Annotated in this window: 26 protein-coding genes, 3 tRNA genes and 1 pseudogene; 12 read left to right on the top strand and 18 right to left on the bottom strand. The window is 66.1% G+C overall.

Going from position 1 to position 23955, the window contains the following annotated elements:
• From ACMUOY_RS12720 to trpE, 12 genes are all read right to left on the bottom strand, one after another.
• Nucleotides 1-203: GTP-binding protein (locus ACMUOY_RS12720; protein ID WP_413893093.1), on the bottom strand; the 203-nt coding region annotated here is incomplete at its 3' end.
• Between the two features lie 62 nt (nt 204-265).
• Nucleotides 266-340 (bottom strand) — tRNA-Thr (locus ACMUOY_RS12715).
• Nucleotides 341-380: 40 nt separating this feature from the next.
• Nucleotides 381-454, bottom strand: a tRNA-Gly gene (locus ACMUOY_RS12710).
• Nucleotides 455-554: 100 nt separating this feature from the next.
• Nucleotides 555-640 (bottom strand) — tRNA-Tyr (locus ACMUOY_RS12705).
• Nucleotides 641-700: 60 nt separating this feature from the next.
• The gene (locus ACMUOY_RS12700; protein WP_413893092.1) at nt 701-1432 is read right to left on the bottom strand and encodes a uracil-DNA glycosylase; all 732 of its coding nucleotides are present in this window, start codon (nt 1430-1432) and stop codon (nt 701-703) included.
• A gap of 81 nt (nt 1433-1513) precedes the next feature.
• Entirely contained in the window at nt 1514-2314 is an 801-nt protein-coding gene (gene trpC / locus ACMUOY_RS12695) for an indole-3-glycerol phosphate synthase TrpC (protein WP_413893091.1), read from the bottom strand.
• A complete protein-coding gene (locus ACMUOY_RS12690) occupies nt 2307-2438 on the bottom strand; it encodes a hypothetical protein (protein WP_413893090.1) in 132 nt (43 codons plus the stop codon). The genes trpC and ACMUOY_RS12690 overlap by 8 nt, the downstream gene beginning before the upstream one ends.
• Before the next feature lies 1 nt (nt 2439).
• Nucleotides 2440-3477: an anthranilate phosphoribosyltransferase gene (gene trpD, locus ACMUOY_RS12685; protein WP_413893089.1), complete on the bottom strand. Its 1038-nt coding sequence runs from the start codon at nt 3475-3477 to the stop codon at nt 2440-2442.
• Between the two features lie 10 nt (nt 3478-3487).
• Entirely contained in the window at nt 3488-4162 is a 675-nt protein-coding gene (locus ACMUOY_RS12680; RefSeq protein ID WP_413893088.1) for a LysE family translocator, read from the bottom strand.
• A 22-nt stretch (nt 4163-4184) separates the two neighbouring features.
• Nucleotides 4185-5234 (bottom strand): low-specificity L-threonine aldolase, encoded by a 1050-nt coding sequence (gene ltaE, locus ACMUOY_RS12675; RefSeq protein WP_413893087.1) that lies wholly within the window; start codon nt 5232-5234, stop codon nt 4185-4187.
• A 68-nt stretch (nt 5235-5302) separates the two neighbouring features.
• On the bottom strand, nt 5303-5899 hold the full coding sequence (locus tag ACMUOY_RS12670; protein ID WP_413893086.1) for an aminodeoxychorismate/anthranilate synthase component II: 597 nt from the start codon (nt 5897-5899) through the stop codon (nt 5303-5305).
• 3 nt (nt 5900-5902) lie between these two features.
• Nucleotides 5903-7423 (bottom strand): anthranilate synthase component I, encoded by a 1521-nt coding sequence (gene trpE, locus ACMUOY_RS12665; RefSeq protein WP_413893085.1) that lies wholly within the window; start codon nt 7421-7423, stop codon nt 5903-5905.
• A gap of 354 nt (nt 7424-7777) precedes the next feature.
• Between trpE and ACMUOY_RS12660 the strand changes: the two genes are divergently transcribed.
• A complete protein-coding gene (locus tag ACMUOY_RS12660) occupies nt 7778-8359 on the top strand; it encodes a chalcone isomerase family protein (protein ID WP_413893084.1) in 582 nt (193 codons plus the stop codon).
• A 3-nt stretch (nt 8360-8362) separates the two neighbouring features.
• On the opposite strand, the gene ACMUOY_RS12655 is transcribed toward ACMUOY_RS12660, so the two are convergent.
• Nucleotides 8363-9076 (bottom strand): phosphoglycolate phosphatase, encoded by a 714-nt coding sequence (locus tag ACMUOY_RS12655; RefSeq protein WP_413893083.1) that lies wholly within the window; start codon nt 9074-9076, stop codon nt 8363-8365.
• Nucleotides 9077-9161: 85 nt separating this feature from the next.
• Between ACMUOY_RS12655 and ACMUOY_RS12650 the strand changes: the two genes are divergently transcribed.
• Nucleotides 9162-9590: a DsrE family protein gene (locus tag ACMUOY_RS12650; RefSeq protein ID WP_413893082.1), complete on the top strand. Its 429-nt coding sequence runs from the start codon at nt 9162-9164 to the stop codon at nt 9588-9590.
• A 30-nt stretch (nt 9591-9620) separates the two neighbouring features.
• Here the strand turns inward: ACMUOY_RS12650 and rpe are convergent, their stop codons facing one another.
• On the bottom strand, nt 9621-10304 hold the full coding sequence (rpe, locus tag ACMUOY_RS12645) for a ribulose-phosphate 3-epimerase (protein WP_413893081.1): 684 nt from the start codon (nt 10302-10304) through the stop codon (nt 9621-9623).
• Between the two features lie 29 nt (nt 10305-10333).
• On the opposite strand from rpe, the gene apaG reads away from it, so the two are divergent.
• From apaG to thiL, 3 genes are read left to right on the top strand one after another with little or no spacing between them, the layout of a single operon-like run.
• Nucleotides 10334-10723: a Co(2+)/Mg(2+) efflux protein ApaG gene (gene apaG, locus ACMUOY_RS12640; RefSeq protein WP_413893080.1), complete on the top strand. Its 390-nt coding sequence runs from the start codon at nt 10334-10336 to the stop codon at nt 10721-10723.
• A 13-nt stretch (nt 10724-10736) separates the two neighbouring features.
• The gene (locus ACMUOY_RS12635; protein WP_413893079.1) at nt 10737-12767 is read left to right on the top strand and encodes a site-specific recombinase; all 2031 of its coding nucleotides are present in this window, start codon (nt 10737-10739) and stop codon (nt 12765-12767) included.
• 6 nt (nt 12768-12773) lie between these two features.
• Nucleotides 12774-13751 (top strand): thiamine-phosphate kinase, encoded by a 978-nt coding sequence (gene thiL, locus ACMUOY_RS12630; protein ID WP_413893078.1) that lies wholly within the window; start codon nt 12774-12776, stop codon nt 13749-13751.
• A gap of 29 nt (nt 13752-13780) precedes the next feature.
• On the opposite strand, the gene ACMUOY_RS12625 is transcribed toward thiL, so the two are convergent.
• On the bottom strand, nt 13781-13978 hold the full coding sequence (locus ACMUOY_RS12625) for a hypothetical protein (protein ID WP_413893077.1): 198 nt from the start codon (nt 13976-13978) through the stop codon (nt 13781-13783).
• 343 nt (nt 13979-14321) lie between these two features.
• On the opposite strand from ACMUOY_RS12625, the gene ACMUOY_RS12620 reads away from it, so the two are divergent.
• Genes ACMUOY_RS12620 through ACMUOY_RS12610 form a run of 3 tightly spaced genes read left to right on the top strand, consistent with a single transcriptional unit; the run spans nt 14322 to nt 16576 of the window.
• Nucleotides 14322-14900 carry a phosphatidylglycerophosphatase A gene (locus tag ACMUOY_RS12620; protein ID WP_413893076.1) on the top strand — a complete coding sequence of 193 codons (579 nt, stop codon included), beginning with the start codon at nt 14322-14324 and terminating at the stop codon, nt 14898-14900.
• A gap of 30 nt (nt 14901-14930) precedes the next feature.
• On the top strand, nt 14931-15398 hold the full coding sequence (locus tag ACMUOY_RS12615; protein ID WP_413893075.1) for a CinA family protein: 468 nt from the start codon (nt 14931-14933) through the stop codon (nt 15396-15398).
• Nucleotides 15399-15430: 32 nt separating this feature from the next.
• Nucleotides 15431-16576, top strand: a complete 1146-nt coding sequence (locus ACMUOY_RS12610) for a DNA alkylation repair protein (protein ID WP_413893074.1) — start codon at nt 15431-15433, stop codon at nt 16574-16576.
• 121 nt (nt 16577-16697) lie between these two features.
• Here ACMUOY_RS12610 and ACMUOY_RS12605 read toward each other — a convergent pair whose 3' ends face one another.
• Nucleotides 16698-17876, bottom strand: a complete 1179-nt coding sequence (locus ACMUOY_RS12605; protein WP_413893073.1) for an Acg family FMN-binding oxidoreductase — start codon at nt 17874-17876, stop codon at nt 16698-16700.
• Nucleotides 17877-17879: 3 nt separating this feature from the next.
• The gene (locus ACMUOY_RS12600; RefSeq protein ID WP_413893072.1) at nt 17880-18911 is read right to left on the bottom strand and encodes an NAD-dependent epimerase/dehydratase family protein; all 1032 of its coding nucleotides are present in this window, start codon (nt 18909-18911) and stop codon (nt 17880-17882) included.
• A 99-nt stretch (nt 18912-19010) separates the two neighbouring features.
• On the opposite strand from ACMUOY_RS12600, the gene ACMUOY_RS12595 reads away from it, so the two are divergent.
• Genes ACMUOY_RS12595 through ACMUOY_RS12585 form a run of 3 tightly spaced genes read left to right on the top strand, consistent with a single transcriptional unit; the run spans nt 19011 to nt 21289 of the window.
• The gene (locus ACMUOY_RS12595; RefSeq protein WP_413893071.1) at nt 19011-19895 is read left to right on the top strand and encodes a LysR family transcriptional regulator; all 885 of its coding nucleotides are present in this window, start codon (nt 19011-19013) and stop codon (nt 19893-19895) included.
• 9 nt (nt 19896-19904) lie between these two features.
• Nucleotides 19905-20396 (top strand): nuclear transport factor 2 family protein, encoded by a 492-nt coding sequence (locus ACMUOY_RS12590; RefSeq protein ID WP_413893070.1) that lies wholly within the window; start codon nt 19905-19907, stop codon nt 20394-20396.
• Entirely contained in the window at nt 20393-21289 is an 897-nt protein-coding gene (locus tag ACMUOY_RS12585) for an alpha/beta fold hydrolase (RefSeq protein WP_413893069.1), read from the top strand. Before ACMUOY_RS12590 ends, ACMUOY_RS12585 begins: the two co-directional genes overlap by 4 nt.
• Nucleotides 21290-21410: 121 nt before the next feature.
• Here ACMUOY_RS12585 and ACMUOY_RS12580 read toward each other — a convergent pair.
• Nucleotides 21411-22260 (bottom strand): annotated as a pseudogene (locus tag ACMUOY_RS12580) (IS630 family transposase); the annotation flags it as partial.
• Between the two features lie 93 nt (nt 22261-22353).
• Between ACMUOY_RS12580 and tldD the strand changes: the two are divergent.
• The gene (gene tldD / locus ACMUOY_RS12575; protein ID WP_413893068.1) at nt 22354-23814 is read left to right on the top strand and encodes a metalloprotease TldD; all 1461 of its coding nucleotides are present in this window, start codon (nt 22354-22356) and stop codon (nt 23812-23814) included.
• Nucleotides 23815-23955 lie beyond the last annotated feature (141 nt).

Here is a 23955-nt window from a genome sequence, read left to right as displayed (position 1 = left end):
ACGTGCGCGGTGTTGATGGTGATGCCGCGCGCCTTTTCTTCGGGCGCCGCGTCGATCTGGTCGTAGGCCTTGGCCGAGCCGCCGAACTTGGCTGCCAGCACCGTGGTGATCGCCGCCGTCAGGGTCGTCTTGCCGTGGTCAACGTGTCCAATCGTGCCAACGTTGACGTGCGGCTTGGTTCGTGTGAATTTCTCTTTTCCCATTTCTTCGACTCCGAAAAAAACCAACAAACATCAGACATGCGATCCGGTCGCACACCCAGAACTGGTGCCCTTGGCGGGAATCGGACCCGCGACCTCTCCCTTACCAAGGGAGTGCTCTACCACTGAGCCACAAGGGCAAAAAAACCAAACAACACCCAGATGCAGACAAACAGGATCTGGAGCGGGAGACGGGAATCGAACCCGCGTCATTAGCTTGGAAGGCTAGGGTTCTACCATTGAACTACTCCCGCATCGACCGCATGGCAACGCCGATGCGCGCCAGACCAGAAATCAATGCATGGATACCTTTTCCCAAACACCCTTGCTTGTCTGCACTGTCAAATTTTTTGCTGGTGGAGGAGGCTGGATTCGAACCAGCGTAGGCGTAAGCCAACAGATTTACAGTCTGCCCCCTTTAGCCACTCGGGCACCCCTCCTCAGCGAACCGTCAATTATGCCAGCTTTTTCCCGGTTTTGACAACCAGCCCCGAAAACTTCTACCAATCGACGGGCGCAAGACCTTGCCTCCCGAGGTAGGCATTCGCGAGACCAAAATGCCCGCAACCTATGAAAGGCGCCGGCGGGCGCAAAGCCGACAAGGGCGAAGGGTGATTGGCTGTCAGCACCAGATGACGCCCCTGGCCGCAAGCGGCTTCGATGAGGCCTTGCTTGGACTGGGCATGCGCACCCCACAACATGAACACCACCGGCTGCGGCAAGCCGGAAACGGCGGCCAGCACCGTGTCCGTGAGGGTTTCCCATCCCTGACGGGCATGGCTGGCCGGCTGGCCTTCTTCGACCGTCAGGCAGGTATTGAGCAGCAGTACACCCTGGCGGGCCCAGCTCAGCAAGGATCCACTGGCCGGCAGGGGCAACCCCAGATCCCGCTGCAACTCCTTGAAGATATTGCGCAGGCTCGGCGGTTGCCGCTGGCCTTCGGCCACCGAAAAGGCCAGTCCTTGCGCCTGCCCGGCGCCGTGGTAGGGGTCCTGTCCCAGAATAACAACCCGTACCTCGAACAAGGGCGTCAGTTCAAAGGCCCACAACGGCCGCGGGGGATAAACCACGGCACCCGCTTCCAGGCGGCTGCACACAAACGCACCCAATTCCTGCGCGGATGGACTGGCAAAGAAGCCATCGACCAGCAATCGCCAGTCAGGCGCCACCGGCCAGCGAGCCGGCTGCCATGCGGTCAGTCGATCGGTGCCGTCGCCGGGGTCTGCGGCCATTTCCGTCCAAAGGGCTGCCTGGGCTTGGTTCACGTGCATCGTGCGGTGTCTAACCCGGTCGCTCGCCCGAATTTCTGGGCGTCAGGCGAACAGCTCAGCCAGCGCCAGGCCCGGATCGGGCGCCCGCATGAAGGCCTCCCCCACCAGGAAAGCATCGACTTTCGCGTCGCGCATGGTCCGCACATCGGCACGGCTCAAAATGCCACTCTCCGTCACCAGCAGCCGCCCGGGCGGCACGTCGGCGCGCAGAGCCAGTGTCGTCTGGATCGAGACCTCGAAGGTTCGCAGGTTCCGGTTGTTGATGCCGATCAGCGGCGTCTTCAGGCGCAGTGCCCGTTCGAGCTCGGGGCGGTCGTGCACTTCCACGAGCACCGCCATGTCCAGCCCCTGCGCAATGGCCTCCAGATCGGCCATCTGCGCGTCATCCAGGCAGGCGGCGATCAGCAGGATGGCATCGGCACCCATCACGCGCGATTCGTAAATCTGCCAGGCGTCGATCATGAAATCCTTGCGCAGCACCGGAAGCTGGCACGACGCGCGTGCCTGCTTGAGGTAGTCGACATTCCCCTGGAAGAACTGGCGGTCGGTCAACACGGACAGGCAGGCGGCGCTGACCACCCCGTCCCCTTCGGCATAGCTTTGGGCAATGTCGGCCGCGATGAAATCCTCGCGCAGCACACCGCGGGACGGGCTGGCCTTCTTGACTTCGGCAATGACGGCGGCCTGACCGGCGGCAATCTTCGCGCGCATGGCCCCGACGAAGTCGCGCGTGAGCACGCGGCTTTCCGCGTCTTCGCGCATCGCGGCCAGCGGCTTTTTCTTCAAACCGGCAGCGACTTCCTCGCGTTTGACGGCCACTATCTTGTTCAGGATGTCACTCATGGTCAGAGGGTTCGGTCGAGCCGTTCTTCAGTACTTTCACAATCACACGGTGCATCACCAGCGCCACCACCAGGAACAGCAGCGACACGCCGATGGCGATCCACGCGCCAGGGTCGCGCCACATGTCAGGCCGGTGTGCTCAGCGCATGGGCCGTCACCACCAGCTGTTCCAGACGCGCCTTGGCAGCGCCCGATTCAATGGCTGCGCGGGCACGCTCGACACCGTCCTTCATGGTGTCCGCGACGTTGGCCGCATACAGTGCCACGCCGGCGTTCAAGATCACGATGTCGCGCGCCGCACCGTGCTGATTGTCCAGCACATCCAGCAGCAAGGCCCGCGACTGATCAGGCGTCTCCACCTTCAGAGCGCGGTTGCTGGCCATCGCCAGGCCGAAATCCTCGGGATGAATTTCATATTCCGTGATCTCGCCATCGCGCAGTTCGCCCACCATCGTCGCAGCGCCCAGGCTGACCTCGTCCAGCCCGTCGCGCCCGTACACCACCACGGCATGCTCGGTGCCCAGGCGCTGCAGCGCACGCACCTGGATGCCCACCAGATCCGGGTGAAAGACGCCCATCAGGATATTGGGCGCGGACGCCGGGTTGGTCAGCGGCCCAAGGATGTTGAAGATGGTCTTGATGCCCAACTCGCGTCGCACCGGCGCCACGTTCTTCATGGCCGGGTGGTGGTTGGGTGCAAACATGAAGCCGATGCCGACCTCGTCGATGCAGCGCGCAATCACCTCGGGCGACAGGTTGATGTTGACGCCCAGACTCTCCAGCACATCGGCACTGCCCGACTTGCTGCTGACGCTGCGCCCGCCGTGCTTGCTGACCTTGGCACCCGCCGCTGCGGCCACGAACATGGAACAGGTGGAGATGTTGAAGGTGTGCGAGCCGTCGCCCCCAGTGCCCACGATGTCCACCAGATGGGTCTTGTCGGCCACATGGACCTTGGTGGAAAACTCGCGCATCACCTGGGCTGCGGCGGTGATTTCCCCGATGGTCTCCTTCTTCACGCGCAGGCCCGTGATGAGAGCGGCCATCAGGACCGGCGACACCTCGCCCTTCATGATCATGCGCATGAGATGCAGCATCTCGTCATGAAAGATTTCGCGGTGCTCGATGGTGCGCTGCAGCGCTTCCTGTGGGGTCATGGGCATGGGAGGCTCCTCATGGTTGGGGAAATTCGGAAAAAGCCAGCTTCAGGCCGAAGCCGACAAACATTGCACCAGCGATTCGGTCGAGCCAGCGCGTGGCGGTATTGAGCCGCTGTTGCACGGTGCCCAGGCGCTGGCGGGCCCAGGCCGCGGCCATCGCCCAGCCCAGGTTGACCCAAAGGCCGTTGAAGTTGAACAGCAATCCCAGCAACAGGAAGGCCAGGGTCTGGTCCCGTGCCTGCGGCGCAATGAATTGCGGCAGGAACGCCAGGAAGAACAGCGCCACCTTGGGATTGAGGGCATTGGTCCAGAACCCCTGCAAGAACACACGTTTCAGGCTTTTTTCGCCATTTCCCAGCGTGGATAGGTCATTTTCAGCTATCGAAACAGGATTTCCGGGCCGGCAGGGGCGCAGCATCGAAAGCCCCATATAGAGCAGGTAGGCCGCCCCGAGCCATTTCAGCAGGCCAAATGCGGTGGCCGAGGCCGCAATCAGCGCGCTCACGCCAACCGCAGCGGCGACGATGTGCACGAAGCAGCCTGCCGTGATACCCAACGCGGCCACCGCGCCAGCCCTGGCGCCCGCGCGCAGCGCGTGGCTGACGATGTAGAGCACATCCGGCCCTGGCGTCAGGTTCAGCAGCAGCCCGGCGGCGATGAACACGCCAAGGTGGTCGAGGTTCGGCACGGTGTGGGCGCTCCAGTTCGGGTCAGCGGCCGAAGAAGGACCGGATGGCGGCCACGGCGCGGTCCACGCCGGCCGCATCCACGTCCAGGTGGGTCACGAAGCGCAGCCGGTACAGCCCCGTGGCCAGCACGCCGTGGCCCGCCAGGTGCCGTAGCAGCGCACCCGAGCGTTCGAGCGCATCACCGGTCAGGTCGGCAAACACGATGTTGGTCTGCGGCGCCTGTACCTGCAGACCCTCAATGCCCGCGAGCCCGTCCGCCAGTCGGCGCGCCAGTGCGTGGTCCAGCGCCAGGCGCTCGACATGGTTTTCCAGCGCATACAGGGCCGCCGCCGCCAGCAGGCCCGCCTGCCGCATGCCACCGCCGGCCATCTTGCGGATGCGGTGCGCCCGCGCGATGAAGTCCCTCGAGCCGCACAGCGCCGAGCCGACCGGCGCCCCAAGGCCCTTGCTGAAGCAGACCGAGACGCTGTCAAAGCACGCGGCGACGCGACGCGCCTCCAGCTCGGCACTGGACTTCATGAGCGCCGCCTGCGCCACCGCCGCGTTGAACAGCCGCGCCCCGTCCAGATGGCGGGCCAGCCCGCGGCTGGATGCGAGCGCGGTGGCGGCTTGCACATAGTCGAACGGCAGAAGGCTGCCGCCCAAGGTGTTTTCCAGCGCCAGCAGCCGGGTGCGTGCGAAATGCGCGTCGTCGGGCTTGATCGCGGCCTCGATGTCGGCCAGCGCCAGCATGCCATCGGCCTGGTGGGCGATCGGCTGGGGCTGCACGCTGCCCAGCACCGCGGCGCCGCCGCCTTCCCACCGGTAGCAATGCGCCATCTGGCCGACGAGGTACTCGTCACCGCGCTGGCAGTGGGCCAGGATGGCGCACAGGTTGCTCTGGGTGCCCGTGGGCACGAACAGGGCGGCTTCGAAGCCGAGCAGGCCGGCAATTCGCTCCTGCAACGCGTTGACGGTAGGATCGTCGCCAAAGACATCGTCGCCCAGCGGCGCGGCCATCATGGCCTCGCGCATGGCACCGGTCGGGCGGGTCACGGTGTCGCTGCGCAGATCCACGACCTCCAACGGCATTTCTTGAATCATATTGGCCTCATCCCAGCGTCGAAGGGTCTTTATTTACTACTGATTCAGGATCCATTTCAGGCGACTCGTACCAGAAAGTTGCGCAACATGGCGTGGCCGTGCTCGGTCAAGATGCTCTCGGGGTGGAATTGCACCCCTTCGATGTCCAGCGTCTTGTGCTTCACGCCCATGATCTCGCCGTCGTCGGTCCACGCAGTGACTTTCAGGCAGTCGGGGCAGCTGGCCCGCTCGATCGCCAGCGAGTGATAGCGGTTCACCGTGAACTGCTTCGGCAGCGCGATGAACACGCCTTCCTGCGTGGTGGTGATGACGCTGGTCTTGCCGTGCATGAGCTGCTGGGCCCGCACGATCTTGCCGCCGAAGGCCGCGCCGATGGACTGGTGCCCCAGGCACACGCCCAGGATTGGCAGCTTGCCGGCGAAGTGCTGTATCGCCGCCACCGAGATACCAGCCTCGGCCGGCGAGCACGGGCCGGGCGAGACCACCAGCCGGTCGAGCTGGCCGGCCTGCAGCCGGGCTTCGATCTCATCGAGCGTGATCTCGTCATTGCGGAACACCTCAACCTGCGCCCCCAGCTCGCCAAAATACTGGACGATGTTGTAGGTGAACGAGTCGTAATTGTCGATCATCAGGAGCTTGATCTGTTTCGTCATGATTCACTCCAGCCCTTCTTCGACCAGTTCCGCGGCGCGCAGCAGCGCGCGTGCCTTGTGTTCGGTTTCCCTCCACTCCATCTCGGGCACCGAGTCGGCCACCACGCCGGCCGCGGCCTGCACATAGAGCGTGCCATCCTTGATGATGCCGGTGCGGATGGCAATGGCCACGTCCATGTCGCCGGCATAGCTGAGGTACCCACAGGCGCCGCCGTACAGGCCGCGCTTGGTAGGCTCGAGCTGGTCGATCACTTCCATCGCATGCACCTTGGGCGCGCCGGTCAACGTGCCGGCCGGGAAGGTGGCCTTGAGCACGTCCATGCTGGTCATGCCGTCGTTGAGCAGGCCCTCAACGTTGCTCACAATGTGCATCACGTGGCTGTAACGCTCGACCGTAAAGGCCTCGGTCACCTTGACACTGCCGATCTTCGCGATGCGCCCGATGTCGTTGCGCGCCAGGTCGATCAGCATGACGTGCTCGGCGCGCTCCTTCGGGTCGTTGACGAGTTCCAACTCGGCCGCCTTGTCCTTTTCGGGCGTGGCGCCGCGAGGCTTGGTACCGGCGAGCGGCCGGATCGTGATCTTCTGACCCTCATCGGTCTGTTCCTGGCGCACCAGGATCTCGGGCGAAGCGCCCACCACATGGAAGTCCCCGAAGTGGTAGTAATACATGTAGGGGCTGGGGTTGAGCGAGCGCAGCGCGCGGTACAGCGACAGCGGGCTCTCGGTGTAGCGCTTCTTGATGCGCTGGCCCACCTGCACCTGCATGAAGTCGCCGCCGGCGATCAACTCCTTGGCGCGTTCCACGGCGGCCAGGTAATCAGCCTTGGCAAAGTCGCGCTCGGCCGGATAGCCCTGGCTGGGCTTGACCACGGGCGCGCTGACCGAGTACTTGAGCTGGTCCTTCAGGTCGCGCAGGCGCTTCTTGGCGTTGCTGTAGGCCTCGGGCTGCGCCGGATCGGCATAGACGATCAGGTAGAGCTTGCCGGAGAGGTTGTCGATGACGGCGAGCTCCTCGCACTGCAGCAGCAGGATGTCCGGGCAACCCAGCGTGTCGGGCGGGCAGGTCTTTTCGAGCTTCTTCTCGATGTAGCGCACCGTGTCGTAGCCGAAGTAGCCGGCCAGTCCGCCGCAAAAGCGCGGCAGGCCGGGGCGCAGCGCCACCTTGAAGCGTTTCTGGTAGTCGGCGATGAAGTCCAGCGGCGTCTTGCAGGAGCCGGCTTCGGCATGGCGCACGGTCTCGACGACCACGCCGTCGCGCACGACTTCGGTCACGGCCTGCGGGCCGAAGCCACTCGCCCGCACCAGCGTGCGCGCGGGCAGGCCGATGAAGCTGTAGCGGCCAAAACGCTCGCCACCCACCACGGATTCGAGCAGGAAGCTGTACCGGCCGCCGTCTTTCGAATGCGCCAGCTTGAGGTACAGCGACAAAGGGGTTTCGAGGTCCGCAAACGCCTCGACCATCAAGGGAATGCGGTTATAGCCTTGACCGGCCAGGCTTTTGAATTCGAGTTCGGTGATCATGTTGAGCCTCCACGCTCAGCACCACGCGCTGGGTGCATCTGTTTCATCCATCGCCGCAGCCGGGGTAGGGGCCGGGCACCTGGCGCGGGAGGACCGCGCCGCTCAGAGTCGCACGTTTGCTGGCTTGCGCCAGGCTCCCCGGCCCTGAAGACCTGCGGAACCCTTCGGATGGATCGTGCTTGGGATGAACATGATGGGCGCAGTGTAGCAAACCGCGCCGCGGTGTCTTGAGACCGGTCAAGCCTCCCACTACGGCAAAACCCTGTAACGCCCCGGTAACACCCGCACGAGAATGAAGACTTCCTTCTGCCCTTCTCATCCCTGAACCACGAACCGATACTGGAGCGCACCACTATGAAACGAATTCGCAATTTGATGCTGGGAGCCGCATTGAGCCTGCTGACCGCGGTCAGCATGGCGGCAACGGTTGATGTGTCCGGCGTCAAGATGGAAGACACCATTGAGTTCCGGGGCGCCAAGTTGGAGCTCAACGGTGCCGGTGTGCGCTACAAGGCCGTGTTCAAGGTCTATGCCGCCGGCCTGTACCTGACGAAGAAGGCCGCCACCGCCGAGGAAGTCATGGTCGCAACCGGGCCCAAACGCTTGAGCATCACCATGCTGCGCGAGATCGACTCCGCCGAACTCGGCAAACTGTTCACGCGCGGCGTGGAGGACAACAGCCCCCGCAGCGAGATGTCCAAGCTTATTCCGGGCCTGATGCGCATGAGCCAGATCTTCAGCGACCAGAAGAAACTCTTGCCCGGCGAGAACTTCCTCATCGAGTGGGTCCCTGGCACTGGCACGGTCATCACCGTCAAGGGCAAGGTGCAGGGCGAACCTTTCAAGGAGCCCGAGTTCTTCAACGCGCTGATGCGGATCTGGCTCGGCCCCAACCCGGCCGACTGGAAACTGAAGGACGCCTTGCTCGGCAAGTAAGCGTCAGTTGCGCCGCGCCAGCAGAGCGGCGAGTTCATCCAGCGAGTCCAGGTAGCCGTCGGCATCGACCGAGCGCACCGGCTCGCCGTGGTTGTAGCCGTAGGTGACCAGCACCACCGGGCAACCGGCCGCACGTGCGGCCTGCGCATCGTTGCTGGAATCCCCGATCATCAGGGTGCGGGCAGGCTCGCTGCCCAAGGCCTCACAGGTCTTGAGCAGCGGCAAAGGGTCTGGCTTCTTGCGATCGAACGCATCGCCACCGAATACTTCACTGAAATATCCGTCCAGCCCCTTGGCCTGCAGCAGGGGCCGCGCAAACGCGGTCGGCTTGTTGGTCAGGCAGGCCAGTCGCAGCCCCCGCTCCCGCAGCGCCAGCAGTCCCTCGCGCACCCCCGCATACACCGCGCTGTACCGGCCGTTGATCAGCAGGTAGTGCTCCTGATAGGCACGCCAGGCCCGGTTGACGAGGTCTTCGGGTGCGACGGAATCCGCGACACCGCGCTGTCGCTCCCCATGGGCCAGCACCGAGCGGATCAGGTGCTCGGAGCCTTTGCCGACGAGTTGTCCGATCACGGTGCGCGTCACCGGTGGCCGATCGAGCGTCGCCAGCATGTGATTGAGCGCAACTTCAAAGTCACCGAGGGTGTCAACCAGTGTGCCGTCGAGGTCGACGATGCAGGCCTGCAGGCGAGTGGCTTCAGACAGATTCAATTTCATTGACCGTATTCACGTTTGCCCGGTACACCGGGGGGTTCAATCGCAGTATGCTGCGCGACTTGTACTTTCCCATCAGGAGACCGCCATGCGACGCCTTATTCATTCCTTCCTGGCCCTGATCGGATCGCTGTTGATCTGCGGCGCTGCGCTGGCGCAGGACAAGGTGGTCTACCACATCGACAATGCCGAGGCCCAGGCCACCAAGGGGTTGCGCAACATCCGCAACCATCTCGATGTGGCGCCGGAGACGAAGATCATCGTGGTCACCCATGCCGATGGCGTGGACTTCCTGATGGACGGCGCCAAGGACAAGAAAAACCCCAGCATCGACTACGCCTCACTGGTCAGCGCGCTGAAAGCCCGCGGCGTGCGCTTCGAGGTCTGCGAAATCACGCTGAGAAACCGCAACCTGAAGAAAGACCAGTTCAGCATGGATGCCGAATTCACACCCTCTGGCGTGGTGCGCATCGGCCAGCTGCAGACACGCGAGCAGTTCGGCTACATCAAGCCCTGAGGCGGCGCCCTGGCCCTTTGGCACGGGCACTCAACTCGCCAGCTCCGCGCGCATGGCGTCGATCACGCCCTGGTAGTCGGGTTTGCCAAAAATCGCGCTGCCGGCGACAAAGGTGTCTGCGCCGGCATCAGCCACGCGGCGGATGTTGTCGGTCTTGACGCCGCCGTCCACTTCCAGACGGATGTCACGGCCCGTCGCGTCAATGCGTTTGCGCGCCGCCTCGATCTTGCGCAGGGCACTGTCGATGAAGCTCTGCCCGCCGAAGCCCGGGTTCACCGACATGATCAGGATCAGGTCGATGTCGTCGATCACCCAGTCCAGCACATCCAGCGGCGTGGCGGGGTTGAACACCACGCCGGCCTGGCAGCCCATGGACTTGATGGCCTGCACGCTGCGATGCACATGGGCCGAGGCCTCGGGGTGGAAGCTGATCAGGTCGGCGCCGGCGTCGGCAAAGGCCGCGGCCAGCGCATCGACCGGCTGGATCATCAGGTGCACGTCGATCGGCACCGGCGTGCCGTCCGGCTTTCTGGCATGGGGCTTCAGTGCTTGGCAGACCATCGGCCCGAAAGTCAGGTTGGGCACGTAGTGGTTGTCCATGACGTCGAAATGAACCCAGTCGGCGCCAGCGGCAAGGACGCTGCGGACCTCCTCGCCCAGGCGGGCGAAGTCGGCCGAGAGGATCGAGGGGGCAATGCGGTAGGTGGTGCTCATCGCCGGATTGTCGCAGTTACCATTGCCTCATGAGCACCCCCGAGATTGACGTCCGCGTCGAACCACGCTACCTGCCCGAGGAGTCCGATCCGTTGCAGGAAACCTACGGCTTTGCCTACACCATCACCCTGTCCAATCATGGTGAAGTGCCCGCGCAACTGATCTCGCGGCACTGGATCATCCTGGACGCCGACGGCCACCGCGAAGAGGTGCGCGGCCTGGGCGTGGTGGGACATCAGCCCCTGCTCAAGCCGGGCGAAGGCTTTGAGTACACCAGCGGCTGCCGGCTGCGTACGCCCACCGGCACGATGGAGGGCACTTATTTCTTCGTCAAGGAGGATGGCGCCTCCTTCGAGGTACCCATTCCCCGCTTCACGCTCGACGCCACCGGCCAGACCGGCGGCCGCGTGCTGCACTAGGCTGCGCTCCGCCGTGCCGCAACGCCTTCCCGACCTGACCCACCTTCTCGATGCGCTGGATCCCGGCGCGTCACGCGCCGAGCGCCATCTTTGGCTGACGGCCCTGCTGGAGTGGGTCCGCGCCGGGATGGGTTCCGGCACCGATCCAGCCGGCGCCGTGGCCCGCGTCAACCTGATGCTGGATGCCGTTCAGACCCGCCCGCAGTGGCGGGAGCGTTGGCGCGCCTGGTGGCAGCTGTTCAAGGACACGGTGGACCCGGCGCCCCTCCTGGCCGACTTTGGTTTCGCGCCGCGCACCGCCTTCATGAGTGCGCTGGGCGAACGGCTGCGGCGCAAGCTGCTGCCCATCACACCCGACACCTATGACCTGATCAACCTGTTTGACCTTCTGCTCCCCGATCCGCGCGACGCGCTGTGGATCAAGGCGCTGGACGGCGATACGCTGGACCGCATGCAGTCCTTGCTGTTCGAGGCGCCCAAGGACGACATCTGGGGCAATGGCGTTCTGATGGACGCCCTGACCTACAGCGTCGGGCAGGTCAGCGCGGCCGGCTTTGCGGCTGAGATCCGCGCGCGCATGGCCCATACGGTGTCGCAGGCCCACCCCTACCATTCGCGCCCTTTTCATGCCCTGCCCGGGCAGTTCGAGGCGTTCAAGGCCGCGGTCAAGACCGACGGTGCGCGCAGTCCGACGGCACTGGCCGCTGCCCAGGCCTTGCGCGAGCAGCTTGATGCCTGCCGCCATGCGGCCTATACGGTCTACGCGCATCTGGACGAGAACGGCATCTCGGTCGGCATCGTTTTCCGCCTGAGCCAGCTGCGCGAGCGCATGGTTCGTATTCGGCAATTGCTCGACTGCCTGCAAAGCGAGCAACCGGCGCAGGCCACGGCGCGCCTGCTCGCCCAGCTCGCGCTGGTGGGACAGGCCAAGCGCAGCATCCGCGCGCTGATCGCCAGCAGCACGCACCTGACGGCGGCCAAGGTGGCCGAGCGCAGTGCCGAAAGCGGCGAACACTACATCACGCGCAACGTCGCCGAGTACCGGCACATGCTGGCCACGGCCGCTGGCGGCGGAGCCGTGCTGGCGTTCACCACCTGGGCCAAGTTCGCGATTGTCGGCCTGGGACTGTCGGCTTTCTGGGGCGGCGTCGGCTTCGGCCTGAACTACGCGACCTCGTTCGTGATCGTCATGCTGCTGCACTGGACGGTGGCCACCAAGCAGCCGGCCGTCACCGCCCCGGCCATGGCCGCGCGGCTGAAAGACATGAGCGCGCCGGACGCAGTCGGCAACTTCATTGACGAAGTGGCGCATCTGCTGCGCTCGCAGATCGCGGCCATCATCGGCAACCTGGGCCTGGTGATTCCCGGCGTGCTGCTGATCTGCGGCGCGCTGCACCTGGGCGGCTTGGGCAACATGGTCGATCCCGATTACGCGCACCACGTGATGCACGACCAGAGCCTGCTCGGGCCCACGGCCTTTTACGCCGCCTTCACAGGGGTGCTGCTGTTTGCCTCCAGCATCATCGCGGGCTGGGTGGAAAACTGGTTCGTGCTGTACCAGCTCGAATCGGCGATTGCCTGGAACCCGCGCTACACCCGGGTGCTGGGCACGGAGCGAGCCCGCCGCTGGTCGAAATGGCTGCGCGCCAACATCTCGGGCCTGGCGGCCAACATCTCGCTGGGCCTGATGCTGGGCCTGGTGCCCGCCTTTACCGGCTTTTTCGGCCTGGGGCTGGAAGTGCGCCACGTGACCCTGTCCACGGGCCAGGTGGCCGCCGCGGCCTACACCCTGGGGCTGGGCGTTCTGACGACGCCGGAATTCTGGTGGGCCGTCGCCGGCATTGCCGTCATCGGCCCGCTGAACCTTGCCGTGAGCTTCTTGCTGGCGTTCCGCCTGGCCCTGGCCGCCCACAGCGTCCCGCCGGTGGAACGCCGGCACATCCGTCAGGCTTTTTTTGAACGGGTGCGCCAGGCGCCGCTGTCGTTCCTGCTGCCACCGCGCGATGCGCCCCCTGTGGCCGGCGTTGGCCCATCGTCCTCCTGAAGCACCGTGGGTGAATTCGAGCTGATCGACCGCTATTTCAAGCGCCCGGCGCGACGCGCCGCACTGGGTGTGGGCGATGACTGCGCCTTGCTGGCACCCGCGCCCGGCATGCAGCTGGCCGTCTCCAGCGACATGCTGATTGAAGGTCGGCATTTCCTGTCCACCGTCGATCCGTTCAAGCTGGGCCACAAGGCGCTGGCCGTGAACCTCAGCGACCTGGCCGCCTGCGGCGCGAAACCGCTGGCCTTCACGCTGGCGCTGGCCTTGCCGCAGGCCGACGAGGCCTGGCTGGACGGCTTCTCGCGCGGACTGTTCGCGCTGGCCGACGCCCACGATTGCGAACTCATCGGCGGTGACACCACGCGAGGCCCCCTGGCCATCTGCATCACGGTGTTCGGCGAAGTCCCGCCGGGCCAGGCCTTGCTGCGCAGCGGGGCGCGCGCCGGCGACGACCTCTACGTGAGCGGGACGCTGGGCGACGCGCGGCTGGCGCTGGAAGTGTTCCGCGGCACGCGGTCGCTGCCGCAGCCGGCTTTCCATGCGGCCCGCATCCGCATGGAAACACCCACGCCGCGTGTGGCGCTGGGCCTGGCGCTGCGCGGCGTGGCCACGGCCGCAGCCGACATCAGCGACGGACTGGTCGGCGACCTGGGCCACATCCTCAAAGCCAGCCGCGTGGGCGCCTGCATCGATACATCAATTGCAATCAACTTGATAGCAAATAGAGGCCATTTGAAGCTGGGAAATGGTCAATTTGATGCAGAAACTGCGCTGGAATGCGTGCTGGCCGGCGGTGACGACTACGAATTGGTATTCACGTCGCCCTCGAGCGCGCGCAGCCGGGTGAAAGCAGCTGCCTTGCAGTCCGAGACGTCCGTCACTCGCATCGGCGTGATCGAGGCTGCCAGCGGCTTGCGGCTTGTGGACGCCACTGGGCAGCCGGTCCACCGGCGCTTTGCTTCATTCGATCACTTCGCCAGCTGAATCATTCACGCCGCTGTGACCGGCAAGGTTCAGGCTCCGCGGCTGCACACGTACTGAAGCACCTGCGCACCCGTGGCGGGATCGGACGAAACCACCACCCAGTAGCACTTGACGCCGTGGCCCTGACTCGCGCCACGCGCGGCACTTGCTGGGGAAATCAGGCTGACGGACAGCAGGCTGGCGCCGATGAGGGTCAGGAGTGCGCGGCAGGTGTTCTTGAGGTTCATGGTGTTTCCTTGAAGGTTGATCGTTCCCGGCGTCCTGCTGCCTTCCTCGTGGCGGCAAGACCGGACCGTTACCAAATTGCATGATCCGTGCCACCGGAAAACCCCATGCCGCATCGAAATAAACCGTTGATTCATAAGGATTTATCGAAAAGCTCTCCATACGGCATGGGTGACCCACCCCACCCAATGGGTGATATCCCCCACGGCTTCGGCCCGCAAGGACCGGATGCAGCGGCTCGGCGTCCATCAGCGCCAGGCCGCCGCTGAACCGCAGGCCCCGGCGGCTCCCGCGCCCGCCGGCGGCCCGGACGACTGGCCGGCATGGCCCCGTGATAATCCAGCCATGAACACGCCCGACGAGAACGATCACACGGCCGCTCAGGCCGGCGCAGCCGCGGCGCGGATCTATCCCGTCCGGCCACCCGCACCGCAGTGCCCCACCGTGCGCTTCATGCTGGCGCACCCGGCGCATGCCATCGCGCTGGGCTTCGGCTCCGGCCTGTCGCCCAAGGCGCCGGGCACCGTCGGCACGCTGTGGGCGTGGCTGGCCTGGCTGGTGCTGTCGCTGTGGCTGAGCCCGCTGCAGCTGGGTGTGCTGATCGCCGGCTCCACGCTGCTCGGCTGGTGGGCCTGCACCGTCACCGCCGACCACCTGGGCGTGCTCGACCCCGGCAACATCGTCTGGGACGAGGTGGTGGCTTTCTGGCTGGTGCTGTGGCTGGTGATGCCCACCGGCTTCTGGGGCCAACTCGTGGCCTTTGCGCTGTTCCGCTTCTTCGACGCGGTCAAGCCCGGCCCGGTGCGCTGGGCCGACGAGGCGTTTCACGGCACTGGCTGGCGCGGCGGCTTCGGCATCCTGCTCGACGACTTCGTGGCGGCGTTCTGCACGCTGATGGTGATTGCTGCCTGGCGCGTCTGGTGAGCCGGATTACTCCTGAATGGATAGCGCCTCATGACCGATCCACGCTGGGAACTGGCTGAAATCCTTCAGAAAAAGGGCTGGACAATGGCCACGGCCGAGAGTTGCACCGGCGGACTGATCGCCGGGGCTTGCACCGACCTGTCCGGCTCCAGCGCCTGGTTCGAGCGCGGCTTCGTGACCTATTCGAACGACGCCAAGACCGAGCTGCTCGGCGTGGACGAGGCGCTGATCGAGGCCCACGGCGCGGTGAGCGAAGCCGTGGCCCGGGCCATGGCCGCAGGCGCGCTGCGCCACTCCCGCGCGCAGGTCAGCGTGGCCGTCACCGGCGTGGCCGGGCCCACCGGCGGCAGCCCCGACAAACCCGTCGGCACCGTGTGGTTCGGCTGGGCCACACCCGCCGGCGTCTTTGCGGAGCGCCAACGCTTCGACGGCGACCGCGCCGCCGTGCGCCAGGCCACCGTGGCCCATGCGCTGGCCGGCCTTTTGGCGCGGCTCTGAGCGCCCGGCCCCCCGCGCCTGCCGGACACTCCATGGCCGAGCCGTTCAAGAACCTGATCAACCCCGGCACAGTCGCCGAGGCCGGCCGGCACCTTCAGCGCGCCTGGCCGGCGTTTGACCGCAGGCGCTTCGAATCGCTGGCCGGCACCGGGCTGGAAACGCTGGAATTCAAGGCGCGGGCCATGCAGCTGGCCGATGCGCTGGACGCCACGCTGCCGACGGATTTCGCGCGGGCGGCGGAGGTGATCGAGGCCAGCCTGGCACTGCCGCTGCCGCTGGACGCGTTGGGCGAGCCGGTTGCGCTGGGCGAGGCTGAACGCGAAGCCGGTCTCAGCGGCTGGGCGCTCTGGTCGCTCGGCGAGTTCGTGGTGCGCCGGGGCATGATTGATGTGCCGCGCGCCCTGCGCTGCCTGCACGCCCTGACCCAGCGCTTCTCCGCCGAATTCGCCATCCGCCCGTTCATTGCACAACATCCCCAGCCCACGCTGGCCACGCTGACACAGTGGGTCCATGACCCTAGCGTCCATGTGCGCCGCCTGGTCAGCGAAGGCAGCCGCCCGCGCCTGCCTTGGGGCCAGCGCCTGCAGTTGCTGGTACGCAACCCGGCGCCCACCCTGCCGCTGCTGCGCGCCCTGCAGGACGACCCCAGCGCTTATGTGCGCCGCAGCGTGGCGAACCACCTGAACGACATCGCCAAGGACCACCCCGAGCTCGTGGCGCAGTGGGTGCACGATCACCGACTGGGTGCCAGCGCGCAGCGCTCCGCGTTGCTGCGCCATGCCAGCCGCACGCTGATCAAGCAGGGCCATGGGCCCACGCTGGCGGCCTGGGGCCTGGGCCAGCCGCTGAGAGGCCAGGCCGAACTGGCGTTATCGGCGTCGCGGGTGGCGATCGGCGACACACTGGGCCTGCACGTCACTCTGCGTTCCGCCAGCGCGCACCCGCAGACACTGGTGATGGACTACGTCGTGCATCACGTGCGTGCCAACGGCAGCGCGTCACCCAAGGTGTTCAAGGGCTGGAACCTGACGCTGGACGCTCGGGAAACACGGGTGCTCGACAAGCGCCACAGTCTGCGCCCGGTGACCACGCGCACGCTGTACCCAGGCACCCACCGCATCGAACTGCGCATCAACGGAAAGAAGGTGGCCGACGCGGCTTTTGAACTGCAGGGCTGACGGCCGCCCGCCCGGAGTGACGCCTGCGGGTCGGCCGTCAAGCGCAGCACAAGGCGCGAAGCCAGTGGTTTCGCACAGCGAGGCAAAACCAAGCCGTGGCGCGTTTGACTGCCAAGCCGTCTCAGGCCGCGAGCAGGTGCGCCTCCAGCCCGCGACGCGGCGCTGCCCCCACCGGCGGCGCGTAACCCAGCCGCGCCCACATCTGCACCGTCTGGCCCGGAGTCTGCGCCCCCACCAGCCGGTGGATCGCGGCATACGGCCCAGCCTGCTCCGGGTATTCCTGCAGCGCCTGTTGCAGTGGATGCATCGAAAGGCCTTGCGCCGTGGCGGCCAGCTGGGCGCGCACATAGGCGCGGCCGGCGTTGACCTGGGTGCGGCGGTCATTGCCGTCGGTCACCATCCAGAAGAAATCGGGCGTGGCCTCGATCTTGGTGTTGAAGTCCTTGATTTGCTGGGTGGTGGCCGAGTCGTCCGGCCCCGGCGCCTTGCTGCGGTCGAACAGGCCGACCGCGGCCAGCGCGCGCACCATCGGCTCATTGATCGAGATGCCGTCCCGGTGCTGTGCGATTTCGGTCGGTCCGACACGCAGCACCTTCATCGACTCCATCACCGTGCGCGGCGTGACCAGTTCGATGCGCCAGGCGTCGCGCGCGATGGCACGGTGTTCGGCGATGCGGGCATCCTGCGCTCCGGCGAAGCCCACGCGCAGCTTGAGCGCATCGCCCAGGCCCATCGCGGCGGTCGCGATGGCCTGCAGGGCGGCGGCGTCCGGCGGCTTCATGTCATAGGCGCTGCGGTTGGTGTGCCGCTGGAACACCTGGGCAAACAGCGGATCCGGCTTGACGCTGGCGTCGGGCACCAGGCGGACGCGCGCCGTCAGGCCGTTCGCAGGCACCGTCTTCGGATCAAACTCGCCAAGGGGGAACAACTCGGTATCGGCGCGATAGCCCTGCTGGCGCGCGGCCAGGTCCAGCACTTCGAGGAAGGTGCCCTGGCTCATCATGATCTGGCGCGAGAACGGGTCGGTCTCGGGCAGCAGGCGGGTGCGGTCGCAGTACAGCGCGATCTCGCCGGGCTGGCGCAGGTCCACGAGCCACGACTGCAGATTGTGCGAATGCGGCGCCAGGATGGCGTGCGCCAGGATCCAGCGCCGCACATCGCTGCCGGGAGCCGGCGGTGCCGGGGGCTGCCACGCGGCCACGGCCTCCGGCGGCAGCGCGGACGAGCAGGCGACCAGCGCCGGTGCGGCGGCCAGCACCACACCACCGCCTATGACACGAATAAAGCTTCTGCGTTCCATGATTCAGGCTCCTTGGGTGACCGTGCCGCCTGTGCGGGGGCCGGCAGCATTGGCCCCACGGGGCCCCAGGTCCAGCGCCAGGATGGCCGTGCGCACCGCATCACCAAACGGTGTGTGCGGCTCGCTGCCGATGCGCCGCGCCAGTGCGGCACCGTCCAGCGCGTGGGGCAGGTCCCAGAGGTAACGCATTTCCAGCAGCGAGGCCACCGTGGCGTTGAAGGGCGACAGCAGCCGCATCATCCCCCAGGGCAGCGTGCCCGTGCGCAGCGCGCCGTCGGCCGGCAGCCAGCCCTGCTCCCAGGCGACGTCCGTCAGTGCGGCCAGCCAGTCCTGGCCCGTGACCGTGTGGCCGGCGAAATGCAGGCACTCGTAGCGCCCGCCAGCCGTCGCCGGGGTCGTCTCGGCCACACGCACGAAGGCCTGCGCCAGATCGGGCAGGTAGGCCCAGGCATGCGGCGCATCCCGTGATCCGGGCCAGGTCACGCGGCCCTGCGGCAGCTTCTTCACGATCACCTGGTCCAGCCAGGAGCCGCTGCCGGCACCGAAAAAGTCGCCGGCCCGGATGACGGTCGCGGCAAAGCCGTGATGCCGCGCGGCCTGCGCCAGCTGCTGCTCCAGGTCCACGCGGATGAGGCCCTTGCCAGTGGTGGGCCGTTGCGGCGTGTCCGGCGCCAGCACGGCGGGCATGCCCGCGCCGAAGTTGTACACATTGCCCGGGAACAGCAGGTGAGCTCCCAAGGCGGCTGCGACGTCGGTCGCCGACTGCATCAACCCGGGCGCTTCGGCGCGCCAGGCCGCCGCGGTGTAGGCCGGGTTCATCGCATGCACCACCACGCGCGCGCCGGCAGCCGCCCGTTGCAGCGTGGCCGTGTCCGCGGCCTTGGACTGCACCCATTCGATGCCCCCACCCGCTACGGCCGGGATGCCGCCCGAACGCCGCTGGGCGAGTACCCGCCAGCCGGCTGCCGCAAACGCCTGCGCCACCGCGCCGCCGAGCCGGCCGCGTGCTCCCAGAACCAGAACTGTGTTGTCCATGATCGCTCTCCTTGACATCCGCCTTTCGGCCATGGAGGCATTGTGGAAACACCCGACTAATTACACAATTGGCTATTCATACACACCAGCCTTGCAGAAATGAATACCTCGTTCGACTGGAGCCTGCTGCCGACTTTCCTGGCTGCCCTGGAGCGTGGCAGCCTGCTGGGCGCGGCCCGGCAGCTGGGTATCAGCCAGCCGACGGCCGGGCGCCATATCGCGGATCTGGAATCCCAGCTGGGCAAGGTACTGTTCGAGCGCACCGGGCGCGGCCTGCGGCCCACGACACTCGCGCTGGAGCTGGCCGGGCCCGCACGGGCGATGCAGTCCGGCGCGATGGCGCTGGCCGAGAAGCTGCTCGACACCCAAGGCCAGCAGGCCGGCACCGTGCGCCTGAGCGCCAGCCAGCCGGTGGCCTGCTACCTGCTGCCCCCGGTTCTGGCCCGGATGCGCGAGGCGCTGCCGGCCATCCAGATCGAGCTGGTGGTGAGCAACCAGGTCAGCAACCTGCTGCAGCGCGAGGCCGACATCGCCCTGCGCATGGTGCAGCCGGCGCAGGCCAGCCTGGTGGCCAAACGCATCGCTGAGGTGACCTTGTCGGCCTGCGCCAGCACGGCTTACCTGGCGCGGCGCGGCACACCGGCGCAGCCCCCCGACCTGTTGCAGCACGAGCTGATCGGCTACGACCAGCAGGACGACCTGCTGCGCGGCTTCGCAGCGATGGGATTTCCGGTGACGAAGGAACATTTCAGCCTGCGCACCGACGACCTGATCGCCGCCTGGGAGGCGGTGCGCGCCGGCCTGGGCGTGGGCTTCGCGGCCGACTACACGATCGACACCGACCCCGCCGTGCAACGGCTGCTGCCGACGCTGCCACTGCCCTGCCTGCCGATCTGGCTGACCGTGCACCGCGAGATCCGCAACAGCGGGCGCATCCGCGCGGTGTACGATTTCCTGGCGCAGGCCATTCCCCTGGCGCTTTGAAAGGCTCCCATGCATCCGAACGCCGACACGATCACGAAGTTCTACGCGGCCTTCGCGCAACTGGACCCCGAGGGCATGGCCGCGTGTTATGCCGACGACGTGCGCTTTGACGACGAGGTGTTTTCCCTGCGGGGCAAGGCGCAGACCGTGAGCATGTGGCGCATGCTGTGCGAGGCCACCCGGGCCAAGGGCCGGGACGACTGGAAGCTGGAAGCCAGCGGCATCGAGGCGGATGAGAAGACCGGCCGCGCCCACTGGGACGCCCACTACCGCTTCAGCGCCACCGGGCGTCTGGTGCTCAACCGCATCGACGCCGCCTTCACCTTCAACCCGCAAGGCCTGATCGTCGCGCACCGCGACCGCTTCAACTTCTGGGCCTGGTCGCGCCAGGCGCTCGGCGCGCCGGGCCTGCTGCTGGGCTGGACGCCCATGTTGCGCAACAAGGTGAAACAGCGGGCGGCCCACAACCTGCGCAAGTTCATGGAAAGAAAAACGCAATGACTGGCTGGTTCAAGGACTTTGAGGAACGCCGCTTTGCTGTGAACGGCGCGGAGATCGCTGCGCGCCTGGGTGGCGACCGCGACAAGCCGGCGTTGATGCTGCTGCACGGCTTCCCCCAGACCCACGCGATGTGGCACCGCGTGGCGCAGCTTTTGCGCCACGACTTCTTCCTGGTCCTGCCCGACCTGCGCGGCTACGGGGATTCGTCACACGCGCCGGGCTTGCCGGACCACAGCAACTACAGCAAACGCGCCCTGGCGCAGGACCTCATTGCGGTGATGGACACGCTGGGCATCGCCGCGTTCGCCCTGTGCGGACACGACCGGGGCGGCCGCGTGGCGCACCGGCTGGCGCTGGACCACCCGGCGCGCGTGCGCCGGCTCTGCGTGATCGACATCGCGCCGACGCTGGACATGTACGCGCGCACCGACTTCGATTTCGCGCGCGCCTACTACCACTGGTTCCACCTGATCCAGCCGACGCCGCTGCCCGAGCTGATGATCGGCGGCAACCCGCGCGCGTACCTGCACGCCAAGCTCGGCGGCTGGGGCAGCGGCGGGCTGGGCCACATCGAGCCGCGCGCGCTGGCCGAGTACGAACGCTGCTTCTGCCGCGATGAGGCGATCCACACCGCCTGCGAGGACTACCGCGCCAGCGCCGGCATCGACCTGGAACACGATCGCGAGAGTCGCGCGCGCGGCCACAAGATCGCCTGCGACACCCTGATGCTGTGGGGCGAGCACGGCGTGGTGCAGCGCCTGTTCGATCCGCTGGCGCTCTGGCAGGCTCAGTGTGCCGGCGCAGTGACCGGCTGGGCCATGCCGGCGGGGCATTTCATCCCCGAGCAGCTGCCCGACGAGACTGCAGCGGCGCTGCAGGCGTTCATGGATTGACAGGAGGCAAAGAAAAGGCGTTTCGACAAAAGGTTCGACTAAGAAAAGGTCCAGGAAACACCTTGGCATTCACCAATAGCCGCACTTCCGTACGGTGCACTCCTTGTCTAGTGTAATGTTGCATTCTGTGTTTAGGATCTAAGCGGCTATTGGCGCAAATGACCTTTTGCAGGATGTCGCTAACGCTCTTGATCCAGATGAACGGCTTGGGATTGATGTTGTGATGCACGACGTATTCATCGATGGCGCCGCCACCAGTTCCGGCACGCTGGCGAACATGCCTCGGCGTAGCCGTTCGGTATTGATGTGGCGCAAGAGACGCTCGACCATGTTTAGCCACGAGGCCGAGGTTGGAGTGAAGTGCATGTGCAATCGTGGATGCTTGTCCAGCCACGCCTGCACAGTGGGGTGCTTATGGGTGGCGTAATTGTCGGCAATCAGGTGCAGCGCCTTGCCCTTGGGGGCCTGGCGATCAATCTGGGGCAGCAACTTCAGCCATTCGACGTGCGTGTGGCGCTGCTGGCATTGCCGATGACCCGAGTATCCAGCACGTTGAGCGCAGAAAACCGAGTGGTCGTGCCGTTGCGCTCGTAGTTATGTGCATGGTGGCCGCGCCCATCGTGCGCGTGCTCCAGTGCGTGGCGGCCTCGGGCGTCGTTTGAGTGGTCGGCTCCACCAGCCGGGCCACATCCCCTTCACCGGTGGCGCACCGCGCGGCAGGTCGCGCTCAATCCCTTGCAACCCCTAATCCAGGTAGCGTTGGTGCCAGCGCGCAACCTGCACGCGCCCGATGCCCAATGGCTCGGTGATGTCCTTGTTCTGCAGGCCCTGCGCGCCAGCAGCACGATCTGCGCGCGTTGCGCCAACCTCACGCTGGTGGGCCTGGAGCGGACAAGCCGAATCCGCTCGCGCTCTTGTTCATTTGTCAGAGAAATGTCCGGTGCAACTCTCGATTGATCACTCCAATGCAAACCGTAGCAGCGCGTTGGATGCAGGGATATCAATTTACGTCCACTAAAGAATCAAACACTACATCAGAGGGGCAGTCTCCCTACAATCCCCCTATGATCTCCCGCGAACCCACCCTCGAACGTCTGGCCACGGCCCAATCCCTGCTGCTGGCGCCCTTTGGCCTGAACGAATCGCATCTGACGCGCGCGCTGGCGGCGATCACCACAAACAAGGTCGACGACGCCGACCTGTACTTCCAGTACACCCGCTCCGAGGGCTGGAGCCTGGAAGAGGGCATCGTCAAGACCGGCTCTTTCAGCATCGACCAGGGCGTGGGTGTGCGAGCGGTGGCGGGTGAGAAGACGGCGTTTGCCTACTCGGACGATATTTCAGAAGCCTCGCTGATGGATGCGGCGCTCACGGTGCGCTCGATTGCGGCGTCGGGGCAGAACCGGCGCGTGAAGACGCCTGCCCGCAAGGTGGCCGGCAGCCGTTCGCTCTACGGTGGCCAGGATCCGATTGCGTCACTGGACAGCACCGCCAAGGTCGAGCTGCTGGGCCGGGTCGAGAAGCTGGCCCGTGCCAAGGACCCGCGCGTGGTGCAGGTGATGGCCGGACTGGCCAGTGAATACGACGTGGTGATGGTGGCGCGCGCCGATGGCACGCTGGCGGCCGATGTGCGCCCGCTGGTGCGCCTGTCGGTGACCGTGATCGCCGAGCACAAGGGCCGGCGCGAGATGGGCTCGGGCGGCGGCGGCGGGCGTTTCGGCCTGGCGTATTTCACCGACGACCAGATCGCTGAATATGTGAACGATGCGGTCAAGGCCGCGCTGACCAACCTCGACGCTCGGCCCGCGCCGGCCGGCGAGATGACGGTGGTGCTGGGCCCCGGCTGGCCGGGCGTGCTGCTGCACGAGGCCATCGGGCACGGGCTGGAGGGCGACTTCAATCGCAAGGGATCGAGTGCCTTCAGCGGGCGCATCGGCCAGCGCGTGGCGGCCAAGGGTGTCACGGTGCTGGACGACGGCACCATCGCGGATCGCCGCGGCTCGCTCAACGTGGACGACGAAGGCCACGCCAGCCAGCGCAACGTGCTGATCGAGGACGGCATCCTGAAGGGCTACATCCAGGATGCGATGAACGCGCGCCTGATGGGCGTCAAGCCCACCGGCAACGGCCGGCGCGAAAGCTACGCCCACGTGCCGATGCCGCGCATGACCAACACCTACATGCTCGGTGGCGACAAGGACCCGAAGGAAATCGTTAAGAGCATCAAGAAGGGTCTGTATGCCACCAACTTCGGCGGCGGGCAGGTCGACATCACCTCGGGCAAGTTCGTCTTCAGCGCCAGCGAGGCCTTCTGGGTGGAGAACGGCAAGATCCAATACCCGGTGAAGGGCGCCACCATCGTCGGCAGCGGCCCGGAGTCGCTGAAAAAGGTCACGATGATCGGCAACGACATGCGCCTGGACAGCGGCGTCGGCACCTGCGGCAAGGAAGGGCAGAGCGTGCCTGTGGGCGTGGGCCAGCCGACGCTGCGCATCGAAGGCCTGACCGTCGGCGGCACGGCCTGATGGCGTGCAAGGCGTCCGTGCGTCAGCGGCCCGTCAAATAGCCTGTGCTACATTCACGCCTTATGCAAACGCGCATCGCTTTTTATTTTTACTTTTGGTTCTCGGTCCCCGGCGGACGAGAGGCGAGCGCGTAAGCACCCC

Origin of the sequence: Candidatus Skiveiella danica, assembly GCF_022705245.1 — a bacterium.
Taxonomy (GTDB): Bacteria; Pseudomonadota; Gammaproteobacteria; order Burkholderiales; family Burkholderiaceae_C; genus Skiveiella; species Skiveiella danica.
Note: the sequence above shows the minus strand (reverse complement) of the source record. Positions and strands in the feature narration are given on the sequence as shown.

What these genes read in the sequence shown, in the direction of transcription:
- ACMUOY_RS12700 (WP_413893092.1), bottom strand. Translation starts at nt 1,432, where the DNA reads ATGGCCGCAGACCCCGGCGACGGCACCGATCGACTGACCGCATGGCAG.
- trpC (WP_413893091.1), bottom strand. Translation starts at nt 2,314, where the DNA reads ATGAGTGACATCCTGAACAAGATAGTGGCCGTCAAACGCGAGGAAGTC.
- ACMUOY_RS12690 (WP_413893090.1), bottom strand. Translation starts at nt 2,438, where the DNA reads ATGTGGCGCGACCCTGGCGCGTGGATCGCCATCGGCGTGTCGCTGCTG.
- trpD (WP_413893089.1), bottom strand. Translation starts at nt 3,477, where the DNA reads ATGCCCATGACCCCACAGGAAGCGCTGCAGCGCACCATCGAGCACCGC.
- ltaE (WP_413893087.1), bottom strand. Translation starts at nt 5,234, where the DNA reads ATGCCGTTGGAGGTCGTGGATCTGCGCAGCGACACCGTGACCCGCCCG.
- ACMUOY_RS12670 (WP_413893086.1), bottom strand. Translation starts at nt 5,899, where the DNA reads ATGACGAAACAGATCAAGCTCCTGATGATCGACAATTACGACTCGTTC.
- trpE (WP_413893085.1), bottom strand. Translation starts at nt 7,423, where the DNA reads ATGATCACCGAACTCGAATTCAAAAGCCTGGCCGGTCAAGGCTATAAC.
- ACMUOY_RS12660 (WP_413893084.1), top strand. Translation starts at nt 7,778, where the DNA reads ATGAAACGAATTCGCAATTTGATGCTGGGAGCCGCATTGAGCCTGCTG.
- ACMUOY_RS12655 (WP_413893083.1), bottom strand. Translation starts at nt 9,076, where the DNA reads ATGAAATTGAATCTGTCTGAAGCCACTCGCCTGCAGGCCTGCATCGTC.
- ACMUOY_RS12650 (WP_413893082.1), top strand. Translation starts at nt 9,162, where the DNA reads ATGCGACGCCTTATTCATTCCTTCCTGGCCCTGATCGGATCGCTGTTG.
- rpe (WP_413893081.1), bottom strand. Translation starts at nt 10,304, where the DNA reads ATGAGCACCACCTACCGCATTGCCCCCTCGATCCTCTCGGCCGACTTC.
- apaG (WP_413893080.1), top strand. Translation starts at nt 10,334, where the DNA reads ATGAGCACCCCCGAGATTGACGTCCGCGTCGAACCACGCTACCTGCCC.
- ACMUOY_RS12625 (WP_413893077.1), bottom strand. Translation starts at nt 13,978, where the DNA reads ATGAACCTCAAGAACACCTGCCGCGCACTCCTGACCCTCATCGGCGCC.
- ACMUOY_RS12620 (WP_413893076.1), top strand. Translation starts at nt 14,322, where the DNA reads ATGAACACGCCCGACGAGAACGATCACACGGCCGCTCAGGCCGGCGCA.
- ACMUOY_RS12615 (WP_413893075.1), top strand. Translation starts at nt 14,931, where the DNA reads ATGACCGATCCACGCTGGGAACTGGCTGAAATCCTTCAGAAAAAGGGC.
- ACMUOY_RS12610 (WP_413893074.1), top strand. Translation starts at nt 15,431, where the DNA reads ATGGCCGAGCCGTTCAAGAACCTGATCAACCCCGGCACAGTCGCCGAG.
- ACMUOY_RS12605 (WP_413893073.1), bottom strand. Translation starts at nt 17,876, where the DNA reads ATGGAACGCAGAAGCTTTATTCGTGTCATAGGCGGTGGTGTGGTGCTG.
- ACMUOY_RS12600 (WP_413893072.1), bottom strand. Translation starts at nt 18,911, where the DNA reads ATGGACAACACAGTTCTGGTTCTGGGAGCACGCGGCCGGCTCGGCGGC.
- ACMUOY_RS12595 (WP_413893071.1), top strand. Translation starts at nt 19,011, where the DNA reads ATGAATACCTCGTTCGACTGGAGCCTGCTGCCGACTTTCCTGGCTGCC.
- ACMUOY_RS12590 (WP_413893070.1), top strand. Translation starts at nt 19,905, where the DNA reads ATGCATCCGAACGCCGACACGATCACGAAGTTCTACGCGGCCTTCGCG.
- ACMUOY_RS12585 (WP_413893069.1), top strand. Translation starts at nt 20,393, where the DNA reads ATGACTGGCTGGTTCAAGGACTTTGAGGAACGCCGCTTTGCTGTGAAC.
- tldD (WP_413893068.1), top strand. Translation starts at nt 22,354, where the DNA reads ATGATCTCCCGCGAACCCACCCTCGAACGTCTGGCCACGGCCCAATCC.